We start from the raw sequence: 15,973 nt of genomic DNA, 5'->3' as shown, positions 1-15,973 counted from the left end.
CCCCTCACCAGGCGCCGGGCGCGCCGTCGCGGGGCCGGTTGAAGCAGGCCCAGGTCAGGTCGGTCTCGCGTAGCGGCTTGGCGGGGACGCCTCCGAAGAGGTGGTGACCGACCAGCTTGCCGTTGACGACCGAGCCGGCGGCCACGATCGAGCAGCTCGGCACGATGGCCCCTGGCAGCAGCGTCGACCGGCTCGCGACCAGCGACGACTCGCTGATCCGTACCGGCGCGCAGTTCTGCTTGAGGTCCGCCAGGTCGACCGCGTGCGTCTGGACGAGCGATCCGAACCCCGCGAGCGAGGCGAAGTCCTCGAGCTCGACGAGGTCGCAGGCGTCGATGAAGTGCATCGCGGTGATGAGCGCCTTGTGGCCCAGGATCAGCGCGGGTCGCCGCTCGACGTCGCGGAAGTAGCCCTTCTCGGCGCGCACCGAGTTGACCCACACCAGCATCTGGATGATCGACCAGTCGCCGAGCCGCACCTCCTCGCAGCCGCGGATGATCACGAGGTGGCCGATCACGGCGTTCTCGCCCATCTCGAGGGTGTCGACGTCGATCAGGGAGTGGCCGATCCGCGCCGTCGGGTGCAGGCGGTAGCCCAGGAGCCGGGTGTGGGCGAGACGCCGCAGCGGGCGCGGCAGGACCATGGCGAGGAGTGCGACCAGGGTGCGGAGCCGGCGCGAGCGGATCATGACGTGGCCTCCGGGACGATCCAGGGGTGCGGGGTGGCCAGGTCCTTGCGGATCGTGAAGCCGAAGATGTTGCCCTGCCGACGGGCGACCGCGTTGAGACCGCGGTTGACGAGGCCGATGACGCGTTCCCGGCCACCGATCGCGGCGCGGACCGACGCGGTGAGCGCCCGGTCGGAGCCGATGAGCCAGCGGGCGTGGAACTCGATCGGCACGACCTGCCCGGGGTCGAAGGTCGCGACCGTCTTGCGCACCTCGTGCCGCGTCCAGCGATAGACGAAGTTGGGCACTCCGGTGCCGTCCACGCCCCCGGTGGTGCCACCGCCGTCGGCGACGGCCGCGTGCTCGTAGACCCCGGCCAGCCCGAGGGCGCAGGCCGTGCGCATGAGCGGCGAGTCCTGGTTCTCCACCGCGACCACCGTCGACCGCGCGATGCGGTACATCTCGTGCAGCGCCTCGTGCGGTCGGGAGCAGTGGTGCAGCCCGGCGTGTCCGATGACGTGCTCGAACGACCCGTCGGCGTAGGGCATCCGGTGCGCGTCGGCGTGATGTCCCTCCGCGAGCCGGGAGGAGGGCGAGTCCGGCGCGAGGTTGGAGAACGTGCAGTTCACGAGCCCGAGCTCGGCGGTGGTCTTCTCGTCGAACTCGCCCGCGAACTGGACGAGGATCGGGTCGGTCGGCGTGATGACGCCCCGGTCGAGCAGGTCGGTCAGGATCGCGGCGTAGGTGCCGCCGCCCGCCTCAGCCACGCGCGGCCTCCCGGTAGACGTCGGTCAGCGCCCGCACCCAGGCGCCGGTGGAGAAGTGCTGCTCGTAGACGGCGCGCGCCCGCGGCGAGAGCCGCGTTCGGTCCCTGGCGACGTCCTTCAGCGCGACGGCGAGGTCGGTCGGGTCTCCGTCCTTCCCGACGACGAGCCCGGTCCCGTGCCGCGCGATGTCGTCCGCCGCGCCGTTGCCCTCGACCGCCACGACCGGCACGCCCGCAGCGAGCGCCTCGACGTAGGTCAACGGCGGCCCGGCCTCGGCCCACAGGCTCGGGACGACGAGGCCGGTGTAACCGGCGAGGCGGGCGCGCACCTCGACGTTGGACATCGCGCCGAGGAACCGGACCTCCGGACGGTCGGCGCAGCTCGCACGCAGGTCGGCCTCGAGCCCGCCGGAGCCGATGACGTCCAGTGGCAGGCCGATCGGCCAGCGCGTGAGGAGCTCCGCGAGCCCCTTCTCGGCGGAGAGACGGCCGAGGAAGAGCCAGCGCGGGTCGATCTCGTGCTCGACCGCGCTGCGGACCGGCCCCGGCTCGTCGTCGGGAACGGCGTTCGGCACGACGACGAGCCGGGCGGAGTCGACGCCGACCGCGCGGTACTCGTCGGCGGCCCGCTCCGAGATCGTGATCAGCCGGTCGGCCCGCGCGATCACGGGGTGGTGGACCGCGCCGCGACGGCCGGCGAGCGCCAGCGGGAGCGTCGCCACCCGGGAGTCCTGGAAACACCGGTGTCGGACGGCAGCCCGGGGCGTGTGCGTGCAGTCGGTGCAGCGCCGGCCCTCGCGCAGCAGCGTCCCGGCGGGGCAGATCGGACGGAAGTTGTGCAGCGTCGCCACCAACGGCCCCTGCCAACGCGCCAGCCACCGGGTGCTGAAGTTCGGGAACAGGTTGTGCACGTGGACGACGTCCGGGGCGATCCGGCGCAGCATCTCGCTCGGGTCCGGGCCGAACCCGGTGACGACCGTGGCCGCCGCTTCGAGCGGGTAGGTGCGGCGCCGGCTGCGCTCGTCGTTGTCCTGCGCGACGACGACCACCTCGTGGCCGGCCGCGAGCAGCGCCTCCTCCTGGGCGTTCACGACGACGTTCTCGCCGCTGGGGACGTCGCTGTGGTGGAAGCTGTGCACGAGGGCGACCCTCACGCGCCCTCCCGCTCCCGGACCGGCGCCGGCCGACGGAGCGTGCGGCGGCGCCGGGCGGGGATCACGGGGGCCACGGGCACCCCGGCGAGGCCCTCGACCCAGTCGAGGTAGGCGTCGGCGGCGGCGTCGGCGTGCAGGAAGTCGCGGGCGAACAGCTCGCCGCGCAGGCCCGTCGCGAGGGCCTCCTCCTCGTCGTCGACGATGCCGAGGACGGCGCCGAGCAGGGCGGCCGGGTCGTCCGCGGTGACGGTGATGCCGCCCTCGGAGGCGGTGATCTCGGCGGTCGCGGCGCTGTGCGGGCCGGTCGCGCCGACGACGGGTCGTCCCGAGGCGAAGTACGACGTCAGCTTCGAGGGCACGCACATCTCGGCGATCTCGGCGCGCTCGTTGAGGACGAGGACGTCGGCGGCGCGCAGGGCGGTCTCGAACTCGCCGTCGGGCAGCGGGTCGAGGAACTGCAGGCGCTCGACGCCGCACCCGAGGGCCTCCAGGTGACCGCGCTGGTGGCCGTCGCCGAGGAGCACGAAGCGCACCGGGAGCCCGCGGCGGTCCGCGAGGTGCGCGGCCCGCACCACGTTCTCGAGGCCCTGCTTCACGCCCATGTTCCCCGCGTGCAGGGCGATGACCTCGTCGTCGCGCCAGCCCAGCGCCCGGCGCAGGGCGACCGGGTCGCCGGTGGCGGCGCCGACGTGGGTCCAGTTGCGGATCGTCGTGATGCGCCGGTCCTCGACGCCGAGGTCCACCAGCGACCGGCGGAACCGCTCGTGGATCGCGACCACGCCGTCGGCGGCGCCGAGCAGCCGGCGCTCGAGGGCGGCGGTCGCGGCGGCCTCGCGGCCGGTGAGGACGCCGGCCTCGACCGCGGCACGGCCGTAGAGATCCTGCACGACGACGCCGACCGCGGATCCCTGCGAGCGGTACCGGAGCGCGGCACCGACCGTCAGCAGGGCCGGGCTCACCGCGATCACGACGTCGGGTCGCGGTCCCGGGACGAGCGCCGCCTGCGCGGCGAACGCCGCCTCCATCGCGATCCGGGCGCGGCCGGTGGGGCGGGCCGGGATGGGGTGGGTCACGCGGGTGATGCGGACGTTGCCGTCCCGCTCGTGGAGGCGCTGCCGCAGGTACCCGTCGGCCAGGGACCACTGCGGGTAGTGCGGGAGGCCGGTGACCACCTCGACGCGGTGCCCCGCGTCGGCGAGGAACCGGGCCATACCCGTCGTGTACGGCGCGATCCCCGTGGGTTCGGGCGCGTAGTTGAGTCCCAGGATGCGGACCTCGAGACGACGCGTCACATCACTCCCAGCGTGCGGTGGAACAGCGACCCGGTGTCGCCCTGGTCCGCGACGTAGGCGTCCACCAGCCGCCGGGGCACCTCGTTGAGCTCGGAGAGCACAACGGCGGGTTCATGCATCCAGGGGACCCCCGGTCCAGTGAATCAGCACGTTTATGTCGGACACGGACGAGACCTCATTCGCACGAACGAGTGACGCCGTTACCGGCAACGGTCTTTCTTCAGGATCACTGTCACGGTGCGTCCCGGTCTGGTCGCGAACGTCATCCGTGTCCCGGCGAGGTCACAGGTCGGAGGGCCGCGTGGCCGGCCTGTCCCCCCGTCGGGGGACGGCGATGTCGTCCCCGGGACCGGCTCCTCGGGGGACGGAACGAGGTCGGTCGCGGCGGCAGAGTTCTGTCCTGTCAGCACGGGACGCGCCCACCAGGACCTCCCGCTCCGCCTCCCCCCACCCTCGGGAGCACGTCATGCGTCTCACCCGGATCGCCGTCGCCACCCTCGTCGCCGGCGCCCTCACGTTCGCCGGCACGGGCGTCGCCCTCGCCGACACCGTCACCCCGGCGGCCGACACCTCCGCCGTCACGGCCGCGAGCGAGCCGGGCGACCTCATGCTCTCCGCGACGTCGGTGAAGCCCGGCGCGCGGATCACCTTCTCCGGCTCATTCGCGGAGGCCGCCGCCTCGACCGCGACCGGCCCGATCAGCGTCACCTCGTCCGCCTTCGCGGGGCCGGCGACGCTGTCGCGGACGAACCCCGAGGCGTTCTCCGGGTCGGCGACGGTCGCGAACGGGACGAAGGCCGGGACGTACACGGTCACCGCGTCGTCCTCGGCGGGGACCGTCAGCGCCAGGCTCACCGTGAGCGGCACGGTGCCGCCGCCGGTCCCGGCGCACCACGGCGGCCACAGCTCCGGTACTTCGGGGCAGTCGGGTACCTCCGGGGCCGGCAGCACCGACGCGGGCGCCGCGGTCGACCCGGCCGGTTCCGACGTCCTTCCCTGGGCCCTCGGCGCGGCCGGAGCGATCACGCTCGTCGGCGGCGGCGCCTACGCCGTGGGTCGCGGCCGCCGCGCCGACCGGGAGATGCAGGCCGCGCAGGCCCGGCAGGACTACCGCGAGCCGCGCACCGACGTGATGACGCGCCGCTGAGCGTCGACCACCACGCCGGCACCGTCTCCGTCGGACACGGTCCCGGCGTCCGTGGTCGGTCGCCTCACGGCGCGTAACGGCGGCCCCCGGTCGAAAGCGCTCCCCTCGGACCGAGTCACCACGACTCGGTTGCGCCGACCCGCTTCGCCGTGGCCCAGCGACTCGTCGGGAACGTCCGACCCCCCGACGACGCCGTGCCGCGAAACATTGGACCCACGGCGGTAGTCCGTGCGATACCGCGTTGACATCCACACCTCGCAGAGACACCGAAGCCGTTACCTGTGTCGCAGGAATGGCGGGATCGATGTCGAGAGCATGTCGTCCGGAAAACACGTCGTGACAACGTCCAGTGTGCATTGTTCGCCCGGTTGCTCCCCTGCACGCTGCGACATGACCGCACACTTCTCGGCCACTCGGCGTATGCGTGGCTGCGTCAGAAGGAGCCCTTCCCGTGAAACTGCCCGTTGCTCTCGCGATCGTCGTCGGCGTCGTCGGCGGCATCCTGACCTGGCTCTACGTCGGCCCGCTGGCCGCGCTCGGCCTGTTCGTGCCGGCCACGTTCATGGGGGCCGCATGCTATTTCGCGGCCGGCGGGGATCTGCCCGCGCTGAAGAAGTCGCTGCCCGCGAACGTGTGGGGCGTGGTGATGGGCACGATCACGCTCATCGTCGCGGGCCTCGCGTCGGGCGCGGCGCTGACCGGCGTCGTGGTAGGCGTCGGCACCGCGATCCTCATTCTCGGCGCACTCGTGCCCCTGCTCGAATTCGTCCCGGGTGCCGTCGTCGCCTTCGCCATGACCGTCGGGTGGGGCCTGCTCACGAGCGCCTCGGGCACCGACTTCGCGTTCAAGACCGGCCCGTTCACCGTGATGCTCGTGTCGTTCGTGATCGGCGGGCTCTACGGCTGGGTCGGCAGCATCCTGGTCGGCAAGCTCATGGGCGCGACGACCTCGTCCGCGAAGGCCCCCGCGGCGAAGGCCGCCTGATCCGGTGAGGCGCCGACGGCACCCGGCCGTCGGCGCCTGCCACCATCGCCGCGTGGCCCTCCCGCTCACCGTCACCGACGACCCGTCGTACGACGACATCGCCGACCTCAAGGCGGCGCTGCACGCCGAGATCCCCGAGCGGCCCGACGCCGGCTACCGCACCCTCGCGGTCCTCGCGCACGACGACGGGCTCGTCGGCGGCCTCGCCGGCTACACGCACTTCTCGTGGTTCTACGTCGAGCAGCTCTGGGTCAACGCGTCCCACCGCGGCACCGGGCTGGGCTCGGCCCTGCTGCGCGCGGCGGAGGCCGAGGCCCGTCGTCGGGAATGCCGCGGCGTCTGGCTCGACACCTACAGCTTCCAGGCCCGCCCCTTCTACGAGGCGCACGGCTACCGGCTGTTCGGCGAGCTCATCGACTACCCGCCGGGCCACGCCAAGTACTTCCTCACCAAAAGGCTCTGACACCGTCCCGACGACGGGTCTCGGATCGGTGACGACGCCTCCTCATCTTCGGAGATCATGCCGTGACCTGATCACCGCCGACCGCATGGGAACGACCGCCGATCGCGATCGTACTCGTCCGAACGGAGTAGCCCGGCCGGGATTTTGCACGCTTCGGAGCGTGCTCATGACATCACACTCCGCATCCAGCCCGACCTCCCTCCGCGTCCGATCACTCCTCGTCGCCGGCCTCGCCGTCGCGGCGGTCAGCGCCGTCGCTCCGGTGGTGACCACCTCGGTCCTGCCGACCACGACCGCCACCACGCTCGACCCGGTCCAGGACCGCGACCTCCTCGTACCCGAGGGCTCGCTCGCCACCACGCTGACCGACCCCGCCCGGCGCACCGCCGTGGTCGACCGGTTGACCGACGCCGTCGGCGCGACCGCCAACGAGGAGGGCGGCATCGTCGCGCGGTCCCTCGCCGCGGCGTCCGGCGGCGATCCGGCCGCCGCGCGCGCCCTGATGGACCGCCAGCTCGTCGGCTACGCCAACGCCCTGCAGCCCCAGTGGGACGCCTACAAGGCCACCGGCGCGTCCGGGGACTTCGGCCGCTACCTCGCCGACCGCGCCCCGGCGGTGGGCACGGCCCTGCTGAGCGTGAGCGACCGGTTCGCCGCGGCCTCTGCGAGCGTCGGGGCCCGCGTCACCTACAACCTGGCCCGCCTGAGCGCCGCGGACAGCATCACCGCGGCCCTGCCGCAGATGGGGACGATCGTCGAGGACGCGATGCGATAACCGTGCGCGACCCGTCGTCGGGAAGGACCTCCTGACGACGGGGCTACCGGAGTTCGCGGCCGTGCGGCTGGGTCATCCCGTGCCCTGCTCGGCACATCGACCGGCCTCCGCGCTCCATCGCGTCCGACGGACGCGGCGTGAGGACGCGGGTCGGAGCCGGAGCACGGCGGTTTGCCGGTCCCCCTCGCCGCACACCCCGGCGAGGTCCGCCCGACGTGCCCTCATCGTTGCCGTCGGGCTCCTTCACCTGGAGGTCCCCGTGACCGCTGCTCCCGACGCCGACGTCCTGCTCAGCCTGTTGCGCCACCTCGACGAGCACCTCGGCGACTCCCACGCCGAGGGCGGGGCGACCGTCCCGCCGCCGGACTGGACCGTCGACGGCACGGAGATCGACCCCGAGCAGCGGGTCCGTGTGGTGACCGAGGCGGCCGACGCCGGCTACATCGAGATCACCCACCAGGACCGCTTCCCGCTCCCGACCGCGATCACGCCCGAGGGCCGCCAGCTGGCGCGCCGCGAGAGCCACAGCTGACGGTCAGCAGGGCACAATCTCGAGCTCGTCCTCCAGACCGACGAGGTCGGCGGCGTTGCGGGTGGAGAGGCGGTCCTCGTGGGCGTGGGCCGTCGCCGCGATGAGCAGATCCATGCTCCGTGGCCGAGGACTGCGACCGACCTCGGCCACGGCCGAGGCGAGCAGCCCGTAGCTCGTGGCGACCCGGTCGTCGACCGGGATCGCGTCGAAGAGCCGGCGGATCGCCGTCAGCCGCCGGAGGCGCTCACCGCGAATCGCCCGGTCACGGCCCACGAGCACGCCGTAGTGGAGCTCGGCGAGGGAGATCGTGCTGATGCCAGCTCTCCCTCGAGCTCCGCGACATCGGCCCCGATCAGCAGACTCGTGTCGAGGACGGCCCGCGTCGCGGTGGTTGAAGATCGTCCTCACGTCCAGAGGGATCTCTCCGAGGTCTCCGCCAGACCCAGTACCCGGTGAGAAAGAAAGGTTCTCAGGGGTCCGCATCGGCCTCCCCGCGGTCGCCGAATGATCACGTCGGGGATTGGCGGACGACAGCATCACACCGCGGCGCTACTGCAAACGGGCGAAAGATCGAGGTGAGGTCCAACGAGCAGTAATAACGATCACGCCGGTCAACGATGCTGAGGATGCACGGCTGGCCGTGATCACAGGGGGATGAATGAGCAGCGGGGGAAGCCCACCGGACGATTCGCCGGCGGCGCGGTCGCGACCGATCTGGGTCCTCGGCGGCCCCTCTTCGGGGCAGGTGGCCGAGCCTTCAGCGGCCCCGGCGCCAGACGTCGACATCTTGGGCGATACCGCCGTCAGGACCGCAACACCGACGACCGGTACGCGCCGGGTCGCGCCGGTCGACACAGTTGTCGGCGCGGTTCCCCGTCAGCGCGTCGCGCCGTACTCGCCCAGCGTCATCACCCCGAGCCCGTCGGCCGCTCTACCTGCGGGGTCCAGGACGGCCCCACCGCGGAGCTACCTGATCATCGGCGGTGCCGTCACGCTCGCGCTGCTCGTTGCCGGGCTGTTCGTGCTCTCCACGACGAGGTCGAACGGCAGCGGCACGCAGGGCGCGACGCAGCCGACCACGGCCGGGTCGTACTCACCGTCGTCGATCACCGCCATTTCGTCGCCCGTCGCACCGATCCCCCCTCCCGCGGCATCGACGGTTCTGGTCACGACTGGCGCCGGCATGGCCGCCGATCCGGCAGCGCCCGAGGTCGTCGACCTGCTCAGCCGACACTTCACGGCCATCAACGCCAACGAATTCGACGCGTGGAGCGCGACAGTGACCCCGCGACGGGCCACGTCGATCACGCGCAACGATTGGCTGCGCAACTACGCGACGACGGTGGACAGCAACGTCATCGCGGTGCGCACCCGGACCGGCAGCGACGGCAACCGACTGGTCGACCTGTCGTTCGTCAGCAACCAGGCCGTCACCGACGCGCCCCCGGACCTGCCGGTGAGCCGAATCTGCTGGACCAGTTCGTGGCCGCTGGCGGTCGTCAACGGCCAGACCGTGATCGACACCCCGGCCAAGGGCGCGACGACGAAACGGGCGTGCTGACATGCCCCGACCACGGATCGAGCTCGACGGCGGCAGTCGTGGACGGCTGTCGGCGGCCCCACCGAGAGTCACATCGAGCGGTCGACCCAGCGGGCGCCTCCTGACCGACGCGCGGAGCCGGCGTTACCTCGACGCGGTCGCACAGCTCGACGCGTCGGCAACTCTGACACCCGTGGAGACGGCGGCGATCACCGGCGCCATCAACGACGAGTTCACCAGAGGCTGGTCCGCTATCCCGGTCGGGATCGTCAGCCACTGTTTCCTCGGCCCTCCGTTCGAAGCGCACACGCTCGGGCTGGAGGGGTCGATCATCGAACACTTCCGCGTCGGCGAGTCATTGCCCGGCCAGCTTCAGGAGGCGCGCCCGCTGACGCGCACCGACACGTACCTCTGCATCGAGGTCTATCCGGACCGACTGGTCTGCGTCCGAGCCGATGGCACGATCACCGTCATGGGGGCAAGCTGATGTCGAACGTTCAACTGCCACGGGCGGACCTGAGCAGGATCAACAATGCCCTGGGAAATCTCGAGCTCCTCCAGGTGCAGCTCGGGAACACGGTGAACCAGGTCGTCAACGTCACCGACGCCACCCGCGGGGACCTCCTGCGACTGGCGGCCGAGTTCGAGGAGTTCCGGCGCCTCAACGAACTCGCCAAGAACCTCCAGTTCGCGCAGACCAAGATCATTAGAGTTAATCAGGAGCTGGAGACGCAATTCGGGCATCACGCGACGGTGCGGAGACACGCGACCGGGATTCTGCAGGCCCTCGACGTCGGCGTCGTCACCCAGGAGACGATGTACGGGGCCTCCGAGGAGCTCATGCTCTCCACCCCCAGGTACTGGTTGGCCCCCGGACTCGTCGCGCTGGCCGCGTGGATCGGGAACGATCGCCGACTCGCCGAAACCGCCCTGGCAGAAGCGCTCCGTCGGGACGGCGACAAGACGACGTTGTTCTATGCCCTGACGCTTCGTCGGTACGGGAGGGGCGCCGCAGCGAATCGTTGGCTCGATCAGTACCTGGCGCGGCAGGACCCCTGGTCCATGTCCGGTGAACTCACGACGGTGCTCGACGCCATGGCGACCGGCGCACTCGGGGTCGAGACGAAACCGCTCGTGCGCAGGTCGATGGACACCTGGTTCGAGCAGATGAGCGACGACCGGGAGATCGTGGAGAACCAGGTCCAGCGGTGGGCGCGGCTGCTCGACGGCGGTCGGGGCGGCCCCGAACCGTCGATGTCCATCCTCCCGCAGGTCAGTCCGACGTGGCCGCAACTCCAGGATCTGTTCCAGCGCGCCACGGTCCACCGCAATGCGTACGACCGCTTCACACGCCTGTTCGCCGGACCTGCTCATCAAGACCCCGATCTGCGGGGCCGGGTCGACCGGATCCTCGACAACCTGGTAACCAACTTCGACGACGAAGAACGACCCCTCCGCCGCGAGGCGAGGCATCTCCAACTCGTGATCGACCACAATGGGGACGACCGGGCGGCAGCGCAGGCAGAGAACGACGAGGCGCCCGCGCAGGAGGACACCGTCGACTTCCTGACCCTGGTCACGAACGCCGCGTTCTTCCCCGAACAGGTCGGGGCGTCTCACAGCACGCAGCTGTTGACGGTCGCGATGGCAAAGGACTGGGTGGTGCAGGCGGACGGCAGGCTGGAGGCCGACGCCCTCCGGGCCATGCCCTCCGGCGTCGACCTCGCCCTCGAGGGATGGACCGGACGGGTCGACGGGCAGGCGACCGAGCAGTCACTGGCCACGTCCCTGGCCGGTCACATCGATCGCGAGACCGAGCAGTCCCTGCGCGGGGTCTCGCTACCCGGTGCCGCTCTGATCTGCGGGGTGATCGGCGCCCTGTTCCTGTTCTTCGGGATTCTGGCGGCCGTGAACGGGTCGCCGGGTGGTCTGATCTTCTGCCTCCTAGTGGCCCTCGGGTGCGGTGGTTACACCTTCTACGCGGCCGGGCAGCTCCCGAGGCAGCGCGAGCTCATCCGCCAGCAGGGCGAGCTCCGGCGTTCCAGAGCTCTCGCGACCTTGAAGGGTGCCATCGCCGAGGTGCACGACTGGCAGCAGGTATGGCAACGGGAGATGGCGTTCGCCCGGCACTTCCAGCAGTTCATCGGCCGCCTCGACCGCGATGCGTACTCGGCGGCTCCCCCGGATCAGCGACGTGAGGTGATGCTCTGATGCCGAACCCGATGGTGGCTCCCGACGGCGGCGACCGCGGACGCCACTCCGGCCGCGGACCGGATTCCCTGGCCACGGAGGTACCCCGGCCGCGTGGACAGATCGCTGTCGAACTGCCGGGGTGGGACCTGCTTCCACCTGCCGAGTTCGTACGTCGGCACCGGAACGGCCCGTGATCTCGGACGGCGAGTACTCCGCGTGGGCCGCGTGGCTCGAGGCCTTCGGCGACGGCTCCGATCTCCCGTCGTTACACCTGCCGGCCGTGGACGAGGCCATGGGCCCGTTCATGCAGTCGAGAGTCATCGAGCGGGTCGCGCGAGCCTTCGAGACCCGTGCGGTCCGGTGGGCCCGGGTCCTCGAGCGCGACGTCGGGGCGGTGACCGACCCCACGGCTCTCGCCGCCGCGATGATCTCCGCGCGGGCGCGTCTGGCGCCCTTGATCGCCTTTGCCGACGACGCTCGTCTGCCCGAGGCGGTGCGCGATGAGCTCCGGCGCGCGCTCATCTCGATGGTGCGGTCGGCGCAGGAAAACCTGGACCATTCAGCTCGACAGAGCTTCGTCCCACCGGGGCAGCTCGCCGCGGTCCTCGACAACGACCTCCGCCGTGCTCTGGCCGCTGCGCCAGTCCTTCCCCCTCCGGCCGGCCCCTCGAGCACCCCTCGCGGACGCCGGGTGATCCTCTAGGAGACGCAGTGCCCAACGGACTCGAGACGCGAGCAAAGCTCGAGCGCTACCTGCTCGCCCGGATCCCCTTCGTGTCCGTCCGCAGCAGCGAGCGGTCCCGGGTGCAGGAGATCCTCGGGGAGCTCGCGCGCGGCCGCAACCTCGACATCCTGCTCCACACGCTCAGCCAGGGTCTTCGTCTCCTCGCGACCGGCGCATCGGTCTCGGACGACAAGTCGCTCCTCGGCGCGCTGGAGCTCGCGAGCCAGCAGTTCCAGGCCCGGCAGAACCTCACGATCGTCTTCACCGACGTCCAGCACCTCAGCGACGACAACGAGACCTCACGGCGATTCGTCGACCTCGCGACGCTTGCCGAGGAACACGGCGGCAGCGTCATCGTGATCACCGCTGACCCGGTCTGGGTGCCACTGCAACGGCTCGGGATGTCGATCGTCCTCGACGTTCCCGACTACGAGGAGATGCTGGCCGAGTGCCGCTCCTTCATGGAGCAATACCGGCAGGTGCTGCCGGTGATGGAGTGGGGTGAACGTGAGTTCGAGCAGGCCGCGACGATCCTGACGGGCGTCACGAAGACCGAGGCGTTGAACATCCTGTCCACCCTGGTGGCGAAACGGTCGGTGACCCGGCAGGACCTCACCGAGCTGCGCAGCGCCAAGGACTCCATCTTCGGCGACCTCGCCGGGATCGAACGCGTGGCGCTCCGCGACTCCGACTACCGGCTCGGTGGGCTGGCGGGCCTACGCCGCTGGCTCGACGACAAGCGCCCGCTGCTCACGATGGATCTCCGCGACCGGGGCCTTCGGCCCCCGCGGGGCGTCCTGCTCGTCGGCGTCCCCGGCTGCGGCAAGTCCCTGTCGGCCAAGGCGATCGCGACGAGTTGGGAGCTCCCGCTCTACCGGCTCGACCTCTCCGCGGTGTTCGGTCAGTACGTCGGTCAGTCGGAGCGCCAGCTGCGTGATGCGCTGGCCACTGCGGACTCCGTGGCCCCCTGCGTGCTCTGGATCGACGAGATCGAGAAGGGACTCGCTGGGTCCGGCTCGGAGTCGACCGGCGTCACGGCGCGACTGGTCGGACAGTTCCTGTACTGGCTCCAGGAGGCAACCGCGCGTGTCTTCGTGGTCGCCACCGCGAACGACGTACGGAGCCTGCCGCAAGAACTCCTCCGGCGGGGACGGTTCGACGACATGTTCTTCGTCGACCTGCCACAGGCGGATGAACGCCGCGAGATCATCCAGATTTATTGGGACAAGCACCTGTGGACGACGCGACACCCGGACGCTATCGACGATCTCGTCGTGTTGAGCGAGGGCTTCGCCGGCTCGGACATCCAAGCGGCCGTGGCCGAGATCGCCTGCGAGGAGATTCGCCGGAACGGTCCGGTCGATCTCGGGTATATGGGCAGTGTCTTCGGAAACGTCGTGCCGCTAGCGCGCTCCGCGCCGGAGCGGATCGAGGAGGTCCGGCAGTTCGCCGACCGAGCGATCCCGGCCTCTGGCAAACCTGTCGAAACCGGCATGACGTTCCGCGGACAGGGGCGTCGGGTGGTTCTCGGCTGACCGCCGGCCGGCCGGGCGAAGCAGCGGCCGGCTGTCGTGGCGGATGTCTGTTGATCAGACTCGCGCGATCGTCACACGCCGTGGTGGACCAGGGCGTCGGCGATCGACAGATCGGCGAGGTCGGCGTCGGCGGCTGTTCCCTGGTACCACGCGGGCAGGTGTTCGGGAACCGCTCGGGCGGGGTCGAGCAACCACTGTCGAACGTGGTGCACCGCCTGCGCGGGTGGCACTCTCCGGTCGACGAGTTCTGAGTGCAACATGAAGGTGACTAGCGACGCGACGTCGTCGGGCAGTCGGGTCGTGAACGCGAGGACGTGGGCGAAGCCCGCCGCGAGGAACGCCTGCGAAAGTGCCGCGGTGGACGCCGCGCCGTGAGGGAGGACGACGATGCCGGCATCCGCCCCGGAGGCAGACGCGATGTCGGCGGGCGCGAGCAGTGTCGGCCCTGCGAGCTCGAGTTCCCCCGAAGGCGTGACACCACAGTCGAGGTGCAGCAGAGGCGCCTCGAATCGGGCCAGCACGTCGTCGCGCGTGCCGGCCCCGTCGATGTTCTCCACGGTGCGCCCGAGTCCGAGCGAGCCGGGATAGAAGGTGCGGCGGAGCACCATCGTGTCGATTCCCGCCTGCGGACGGTCGTCCCTCGGATTGGCGACGAACACCGGCGCTCCGGCAGGCCCTCGCCGATGCAGCTCGGCCAGCCGCATCGCCTCACGGGCGCTCGGTACGACCGAGATGACGCCCGAGGCGCCCGCTGGTCGCCGCGACCCGATCACGAGGCTCCGGGTGGGGAGCCCGGCGCTGTCCCGCCACTCGAGGCGGGCGGACTGGAGGTCATAGACGAGGAGGCCGTCGGATAGGTCGTACACCAGCCCGTCGACACCTCTTGCTCGGAGGTCGCCTCCGATCGACCGGTACTGCGCGGCAAGACGGGCCATGACCTCGCGATGCCCCTCGCGCGGACTGATCCGGTGAGCGAGACGGAGCACTCGGGCGACGAGGTCGGACGGGGCGCCGACGAGGTCGACGGACGCGATTTCGTCCACCGCGGCGTCCAGATCGGGCGACGGCGCGCCGTGGCCCCACCCGTCGTCCGGGTCGATCAACGAACGGCGGTAGAGCGCCGCAGCGTGCAGGAGGCGGTCAGAGACGTTGGCTTCACCGCTATCGAGGACGGCTTGGCCGCGAGCGACGAGACGATCGATCATCGCCATGTCGGATGGCATCCCCACGCCCTCTACCAGCGCGATCAGGAGAGCTTCGGTAGGGACGGCTTCGCGGAACGCCCTGCGGAGATCGGCGACCGTCGTGGTCGACGTCGGTGCGGACGTCGGTGCGGACGGAGGCGGCGCGGGGGACGGTGGCGAAGGGGTCTCCTCCGGCTCGGTGGCGGAGTCCTCGATCACGGTGTGGAGCGGACGCTCCGTCGGGTCCATCTGCGCCAGGACATCGCCCATCCGGAACGGGTCGGCGTCGGCTCCGAGCCGCGTCCCGAGTGTTCCGTTCGACATCTGCTGCTGCAGATCCTGGAGCTTCCCGAACGCGGTCATGATGCGTCCGAGGTCCATGCCCCCGCCGCCGGTCAGGGTCTGCACCATCTCGGCGAGCCCGATCATGGTGTGGGCAGCCTCCGTGGCCTCGCGCGGAGCGCCCGGATCGGCCGCGACCTCGCGGAAGCAGGTCATCGCACGGGCGGAGTCGGCGTCGCCACCGGGCGATCCCCCGCCCAGGAGACTCATCGGGTTCGTGCCGCCGGACTGGAGACGGTGGAGGGACCGGAACAGCAGAAGCTGGCCGAGGACGAAGCGGGCCATGAGGCTCAGCTGGAACTCGAGGAACTCGGCGTCCGTCGCCTCCTCCAGCAACGGGATCGCCCGGTCGCGGTCGGCGGGGCTGCCACCGTGGGCCAAGGTCCGCGTGCCGAGCAGCCAGCCGAGCATGGCTGCCGTTCGAGCCGTCATGACCTCGCCCGGCTCGAGTCGGTCGTAGGCCTCGCCCAGGACCTCGACGGCCTCGTCGAGCACGGGCTGCGCTGCGGCCTGGCCTGGTCCCACGCGCCAGTACTCCATTGACAGTTCCCGACCGAGCTCGGTCAACGGACGGACGCGCGCGGCGCCGGATTGGCGCGCGACGTCGGCGCGAAGCTGGGCGAGCCGGTCCTGGGTCATCGATCTCCTCCGCGTGGTGTCGTCGTCCGTGTCGT

Annotated in this window: 17 protein-coding genes; 10 read left to right on the top strand and 7 right to left on the bottom strand. The window is 71.0% G+C overall.

Annotated elements, in window-relative coordinates; genetic code table 11:
* Window positions 1–4 precede the first annotated feature (4 nt).
* Genes A3CO_RS0104925 through A3CO_RS39930 form a run of 5 tightly spaced genes read right to left on the bottom strand, consistent with a single transcriptional unit; the run spans window position 5 to window position 3,998 of the window.
* The gene (locus A3CO_RS0104925) at window positions 5–688 is read right to left on the bottom strand and encodes an acyltransferase (RefSeq protein WP_018331122.1); all 684 of its coding nucleotides are present in this window, start codon (window positions 686–688) and stop codon (window positions 5–7) included.
* Window positions 685–1,434: a methyltransferase domain-containing protein gene (locus A3CO_RS0104920; protein WP_018331121.1), complete on the bottom strand. Its 750-nt coding sequence runs from the start codon at window positions 1,432–1,434 to the stop codon at window positions 685–687. The genes A3CO_RS0104925 and A3CO_RS0104920 overlap by 4 nt, the downstream gene beginning before the upstream one ends.
* Window positions 1,427–2,587, bottom strand: a complete 1,161-nt coding sequence (locus tag A3CO_RS30120; RefSeq protein ID WP_018331120.1) for a glycosyltransferase family 4 protein — start codon at window positions 2,585–2,587, stop codon at window positions 1,427–1,429. The genes A3CO_RS0104920 and A3CO_RS30120 overlap by 8 nt, the downstream gene beginning before the upstream one ends.
* Window positions 2,584–3,879: a glycosyltransferase family 4 protein gene (locus A3CO_RS30115; protein ID WP_018331119.1), complete on the bottom strand. Its 1,296-nt coding sequence runs from the start codon at window positions 3,877–3,879 to the stop codon at window positions 2,584–2,586. The genes A3CO_RS30120 and A3CO_RS30115 overlap by 4 nt, the downstream gene beginning before the upstream one ends.
* Window positions 3,876–3,998: a hypothetical protein gene (locus A3CO_RS39930; RefSeq protein ID WP_281167680.1), complete on the bottom strand. Its 123-nt coding sequence runs from the start codon at window positions 3,996–3,998 to the stop codon at window positions 3,876–3,878. Before A3CO_RS39930 ends, A3CO_RS30115 begins: the two co-directional genes overlap by 4 nt.
* Before the next feature lie 347 nt (window positions 3,999–4,345).
* On the opposite strand from A3CO_RS39930, the gene A3CO_RS0104900 reads away from it, so the two are divergent.
* The 5 genes from A3CO_RS0104900 (at window position 4,346) to A3CO_RS0104880 (ending at window position 7,781) form a co-directional block, all read left to right on the top strand.
* Window positions 4,346–5,026 carry a hypothetical protein gene (locus A3CO_RS0104900; RefSeq protein ID WP_018331117.1) on the top strand — a complete coding sequence of 227 codons (681 nt, stop codon included), beginning with the start codon at window positions 4,346–4,348 and terminating at the stop codon, window positions 5,024–5,026.
* A 451-nt stretch (window positions 5,027–5,477) separates the two neighbouring features.
* Window positions 5,478–6,011 (top strand): DUF1097 domain-containing protein, encoded by a 534-nt coding sequence (locus A3CO_RS35315; RefSeq protein ID WP_018331116.1) that lies wholly within the window; start codon window positions 5,478–5,480, stop codon window positions 6,009–6,011.
* A gap of 52 nt (window positions 6,012–6,063) precedes the next feature.
* Window positions 6,064–6,474, top strand: coding sequence for a GNAT family N-acetyltransferase (locus tag A3CO_RS0104890; protein WP_018331115.1), 411 nt, complete (start codon window positions 6,064–6,066; stop codon window positions 6,472–6,474).
* 166 nt (window positions 6,475–6,640) lie between these two features.
* On the top strand, window positions 6,641–7,249 hold the full coding sequence (locus tag A3CO_RS35310) for a DUF6918 family protein (RefSeq protein ID WP_425393404.1): 609 nt from the start codon (window positions 6,641–6,643) through the stop codon (window positions 7,247–7,249).
* A gap of 259 nt (window positions 7,250–7,508) precedes the next feature.
* Window positions 7,509–7,781, top strand: a complete 273-nt coding sequence (locus tag A3CO_RS0104880; protein ID WP_018331113.1) for a hypothetical protein — start codon at window positions 7,509–7,511, stop codon at window positions 7,779–7,781.
* A 3-nt stretch (window positions 7,782–7,784) separates the two neighbouring features.
* On the opposite strand, the gene A3CO_RS34890 is transcribed toward A3CO_RS0104880, so the two are convergent.
* Window positions 7,785–8,264, bottom strand: a complete 480-nt coding sequence (locus A3CO_RS34890) for a PIN domain-containing protein (protein WP_245561437.1) — start codon at window positions 8,262–8,264, stop codon at window positions 7,785–7,787.
* A gap of 304 nt (window positions 8,265–8,568) precedes the next feature.
* Here A3CO_RS34890 and A3CO_RS37850 point away from each other — a divergent pair, with 304 nt between their 5' ends.
* The 5 genes from A3CO_RS37850 (at window position 8,569) to A3CO_RS0104845 (ending at window position 13,773) form a co-directional block, all read left to right on the top strand.
* Window positions 8,569–9,342, top strand: coding sequence for a hypothetical protein (locus A3CO_RS37850; protein WP_157647067.1), 774 nt, complete (start codon window positions 8,569–8,571; stop codon window positions 9,340–9,342).
* 172 nt (window positions 9,343–9,514) lie between these two features.
* Window positions 9,515–9,808, top strand: a complete 294-nt coding sequence (locus A3CO_RS0104860) for a hypothetical protein (protein WP_018331109.1) — start codon at window positions 9,515–9,517, stop codon at window positions 9,806–9,808.
* Window positions 9,808–11,532, top strand: a complete 1,725-nt coding sequence (locus tag A3CO_RS35300; RefSeq protein ID WP_018331108.1) for a hypothetical protein — start codon at window positions 9,808–9,810, stop codon at window positions 11,530–11,532. The genes A3CO_RS0104860 and A3CO_RS35300 overlap by 1 nt, the downstream gene beginning before the upstream one ends.
* Before the next feature lie 262 nt (window positions 11,533–11,794).
* Window positions 11,795–12,217, top strand: coding sequence for a hypothetical protein (locus A3CO_RS0104850; protein WP_157647065.1), 423 nt, complete (start codon window positions 11,795–11,797; stop codon window positions 12,215–12,217).
* Window positions 12,218–12,225: 8 nt separating this feature from the next.
* Window positions 12,226–13,773 carry an AAA family ATPase gene (locus A3CO_RS0104845; protein ID WP_018331106.1) on the top strand — a complete coding sequence of 516 codons (1,548 nt, stop codon included), beginning with the start codon at window positions 12,226–12,228 and terminating at the stop codon, window positions 13,771–13,773.
* 71 nt (window positions 13,774–13,844) lie between these two features.
* Here the strand turns inward: A3CO_RS0104845 and A3CO_RS0104840 are convergent, their stop codons facing one another.
* Window positions 13,845–15,938, bottom strand: a complete 2,094-nt coding sequence (locus tag A3CO_RS0104840) for a CHAT domain-containing protein (protein WP_157647063.1) — start codon at window positions 15,936–15,938, stop codon at window positions 13,845–13,847.
* Window positions 15,939–15,973 lie beyond the last annotated feature (35 nt).

Source organism: Actinomycetospora chiangmaiensis DSM 45062, from assembly GCF_000379625.1.
Classification (GTDB): Bacteria; Actinomycetota; Actinomycetes; order Mycobacteriales; family Pseudonocardiaceae; genus Actinomycetospora; species Actinomycetospora chiangmaiensis.
The sequence above is the reverse complement of the archived record's forward strand: the minus strand, read 5'-3'. Positions and strand labels throughout refer to the sequence as shown.